At 36.0% G+C, this 4,082-nt stretch carries 2 protein-coding genes and 1 pseudogene; 2 read left to right on the top strand and 1 reads right to left on the bottom strand.

Annotated features, from left to right (window positions below; genetic code table 11):
- Positions 1 to 900: 900 nt before the first annotated feature.
- A pseudogene (gene bamD, locus A9G42_RS09835) lies at positions 901 to 1,623 on the bottom strand (outer membrane protein assembly factor BamD); the annotation flags it as partial.
- Between the two features lie 91 nt (positions 1,624 to 1,714).
- On the opposite strand from bamD, the gene rluD reads away from it, so the two are divergent.
- Together rluD and pgeF are read left to right on the top strand one after the other, a co-directional pair.
- Positions 1,715 to 2,689, top strand: coding sequence for a 23S rRNA pseudouridine(1911/1915/1917) synthase RluD (gene rluD / locus A9G42_RS09830; protein ID WP_065653321.1), 975 nt, complete (start codon positions 1,715 to 1,717; stop codon positions 2,687 to 2,689).
- Between the two features lie 8 nt (positions 2,690 to 2,697).
- Entirely contained in the window at positions 2,698 to 3,465 is a 768-nt protein-coding gene (gene pgeF, locus A9G42_RS09825; RefSeq protein WP_065653323.1) for a peptidoglycan editing factor PgeF, read from the top strand.
- Positions 3,466 to 4,082: the final 617 nt, after the last annotated feature.

The following is a 4,082-nucleotide window of genomic DNA, read 5'->3' as shown; positions in this document are numbered from 1 at the left end:
GAAAGAAAACCTAATTTTATATTATAGTTCAGTATTATATCCTCATAATAAATGTTCATCGATTATTGGCGCAAAGCAGTATGATATTTCTCGCCACAATAACATTATTCAAAAATCATTGGATGAAATGCGAAGTTGGGTAATAATTAAAAGAAAAAGGGATGAGTGACAGTACAATAATTTTTAGGCATTGCTTGCGTTATTTACATGAGTTTGAGAAATGCTGTTATTGTAATATCAACCTAAATTATTGGATGATTCAATGATTACTTTGACATTGAGCGATATGATGAAAACATTTACGTTAACGTTTTCTGTAATGTTTTCATCATATTTGAAAGTTTGGCTATACTTAGGGTAATAAACGTGTTTATCCGATGTATTGTGAGTGAAAAGTTAACTTTAGAATAAAGCGTATTCCACTTTGAACTACTGAAAAGTTTGTAAATACCCCATGGGGCATTAAATAATATGACTTCCATTGAAGATAACGCAATGAAACTGGTAAAGTAATTTTCTAGGTGTGTAGTAACTATGATACTATCCACTTTTTAGGTGATTTTTTTGTTAAAAATATTCAGGATTCTATACTGTTTCGTGATTAGTTGAGATTTAGCAGTACTTATTGTGATTTAGTAAAATGGTGGTGATATTTTTTAAAAAATGAAGTTTGAAAAAACTGTTAATTCCTACAAATAAATATCTAAACTATCATTGTTTGGACATAAAGAATGGCTATAAAACGAATTAATCGCTATTTAAGTTTAATTAAATAGCGATTAAAGCCATACAAGATTATCCAAAGACAGGATCTTAAATTGAGGAAATCTAACCGCCATTAAAAATGCTAGTAAAATATGATAAGAATGAACGTTGCTCTTCTTTCGGCATGTTGTGAAGATTTGCTTGGATCAGTGTATCAACTTTTTGGGTTTCGTTTACTAAGCCTAGTTCATTATAAGCATTACGCATTAATAGCAATGCTTTTTTAGTCGAATCGGTATCAGGGAACATCGTTAACATATCTGTCACACGATTAATTACCGCTACATAAGCACCGCGTTTAGTATAGAACTGCGCTATTTTCAACTGATAGCGGGCTAATCTATTTTTCAAAAATACAAGGCGTTTTTGTGCATCGGCAGTATAGTGGCTGTTTGGAAAACTAGATACTAAGTAATTAAAGTCTTTAAATGCAGCAGCTGCATAATCTGCATCGCGGTCTGAGCGATCAACATTAAACCAGCCTTGAATCATATTATCGTCTTGTGCCATATTTGAAATGCCACGCATATAAATAATCCAATCTACATTAGGGTGAGTTGGATTTAATTTTAAAAATCGGTCGATTGAGGCAATCGCTAACGGAAAATCGGCAGACTTGTAGTAAGCATAAATTAAATCAAGTTGTACTTGTTGAGAATAAGGACCAAATGGATAATTTTTGTCCATAGCCTCTAATATAGCAATACTGGATTTAATATTACCATTTTCAAGATCTGATTTCGCTTTATTATGAAGCTCAATTTCAGGCACATTTTCAACATCAGGTTTAGATGATGTACATCCAATTAACATGCCACTTAAAGCGATAGCTAACAAAGAGTGTAAACGCAATTTCATTCAGTTTTAATCCAAATATAATTAAACATTAAAAGCTATGATTGGTATATAATACTCTAAAACAAAACAGCTTAAAATAGATAAATTACACATGCACGAGTTAAAATTATCAACTGAAATAGAACAAAACCAGCTAGGAATGCGCTTAGATCAAGCATTATCAGCACTTTTCCCTGATTACTCACGATCTAGAATAAAAGATTGGATTGTCAATAATAAAGTCACTGTCAACAATGTGATCGTCAATAAACCCAAAGAAAGAGTACTGGGTGGTGAAAAAATAATAATCAATGCCGAAATTGAAGAAGAAACCCATCACCAACCTGAAAATATAAAACTCGATGTAGTTTATGAAGATGACGATATTTTAGTGATCAACAAACCTCGAGATTTAGTGGTACATCCTGGCGCAGGTAACCCTAATGGTACAGTGCTCAATGCCTTGCTCTACCATTATCCAGAAATATCCCGAGTGCCACGCGCAGGGATAGTGCATCGGCTTGATAAAGATACCACGGGCTTAATGGTTGTTGCTAAAACTATTACTGCTCAAACGCACTTAGTTGAAGCGCTCCAACTACGCGAAATCACGCGCGAATACGAAGCTGTTGCTATGGGTATTATAACCGCAGGTGGCACAGTGGATCAGCCTATCACACGTCATCCAACTAAACGAACTCACATGGCTGTTTTTCCAACTGGCAAACCCGCTGTTACACATTATCGAGTGATGGAAAAATATCGCTTGCACACACGCTTACGCTTAAGACTAGAAACAGGGCGAACCCATCAAATCCGAGTTCATATGGCTCATATTGCGCACCCATTAATTGGCGATCCTCTTTATGGTGGGCGCCCTAGACCGCCAAAAGGTGCTAGCGACTCATTTATTCAAATGCTTCGTGATTTTGATAGGCAAGCACTACATGCTACCATGTTGCGATTATTCCACCCAATTACAGGTGAACTGATGGAATGGCATGCGCCTATTCCTGATGATATGCAAAAATTGATTCAAGCATTGCAACAAGATACTGAACAACATAAAGATGAACTTGATTGGTGATAAATATGATTAAATCGATTTACCCATATTGGACGGCGCCAAAAAATATTCGTGCCTTTACTACAACACGTAGTGGCGGTGTTAGCTTAGCATCATTTGCAAGTTTAAATATGGGTGATCGAACGGGGGATAACGTAGAAGATGTTGCGGAAAACCGCCGTCGCATTATGCAAGAGGAACAAATACCTAGCGAACCGCATTGGCTAATACAAACCCACAGCACCTCAGTGCTTGATATCTCACAAATGCCATTACAACCGCCAACAGCTAACATCGATTTGAATCAAACACTTGAAGCCGATGCGTCATATACTAATCAACCCAAACAAGTTAGTGTAGTACTAACAGCAGACTGTATGCCTGTATTATTTTGCACAACAAATGGTGACGAAGTCGCCGCAACCCATGCAGGTTGGCGAGGATTATGTAATGGTATATTAGAAGAAACGGTTAAGAAATTTGCCTGCTCGCCAGCAAATATCATTGCTTGGTTAGGCCCTACTATCAGTGCCAAAAAGTTTGAAGTCGGTATTGAAGTCAAACAGCAATTTGAAAAAGTCGATAAAAAAGCACAATTTGCGTTCAAATTAATCAATCCTACCGAACAAAAGTACCTAGCCGACCTTTATTTAATTGCTAAACAGCGCTTACAAATGATGGGAATAACGCAAATTTTTGGTGGTGATTATTGCACTTATACTGAACAAGATAAATTCTTTTCGTACCGCCGTGAAAACAGAACTGGCAGAATGGCATCAATGATTTGGTTTGAGTAAAAAGCAATCAAAATAGCTCTTATACTGTCGATGACATGTTTTGATGTCGAATAGGGCACGGCATGAGCCTTTGTAGACAAAAGCTGTTGATTTTTATAAAAATAAAAACTTCAATAAAATCAATTAGTTTTCTGAATGATTTTTTAAGGGTAAAAAGACTTTTTTGGGGTGGAGTTTGGTTTCGGATGTTTTAAGATTTGAGGATATAATAAGCAACTGATGATGACGTTTAGCAAGGCATTTTATGCGAAATCCTCCAGTACTCACACATGGTGCAAAATGTGATCTACTTATAGTTACTCGTATCATCCATGATGCTTGTCTTTTCAAGGGCATTTTCGTTATACTCAGATGTTCAACTTTTTTTGGGAGAATTTAGACCACCGTTGCCACTTGAGTTAACGCACCAGCCCTGATTTATTTCTGACAAAATTATTCCCAATCAAGTAATCCTCTCCAAACATCCTTGTTTAGCGTGCTAAACTCGCTTTGCTGGTAGCACATTCTGATACCGAATAAGGCAGGGCGTTAGCCTTTGTCGATAAAAAACGTTGATTTTTATAAAAAAATAAAATAAAAACTTCAATAAAATCAATGGTTTTTCTGAATGATTTTTT

This window comes from Gilliamella sp. Nev6-6 (genome assembly GCF_001690605.1).
Lineage (GTDB): Bacteria > Pseudomonadota > Gammaproteobacteria > Enterobacterales > Orbaceae > Gilliamella > Gilliamella apicola_C.
The sequence above is the reverse complement of the archived record's forward strand: the minus strand, read 5'-3'. Positions and strand labels throughout refer to the sequence as shown.

What these genes read in the sequence shown, in the direction of transcription:
- rluD (WP_065653321.1), top strand. Translation starts at nt 1,715, where the DNA reads ATGCACGAGTTAAAATTATCAACTGAAATAGAACAAAACCAGCTAGGA.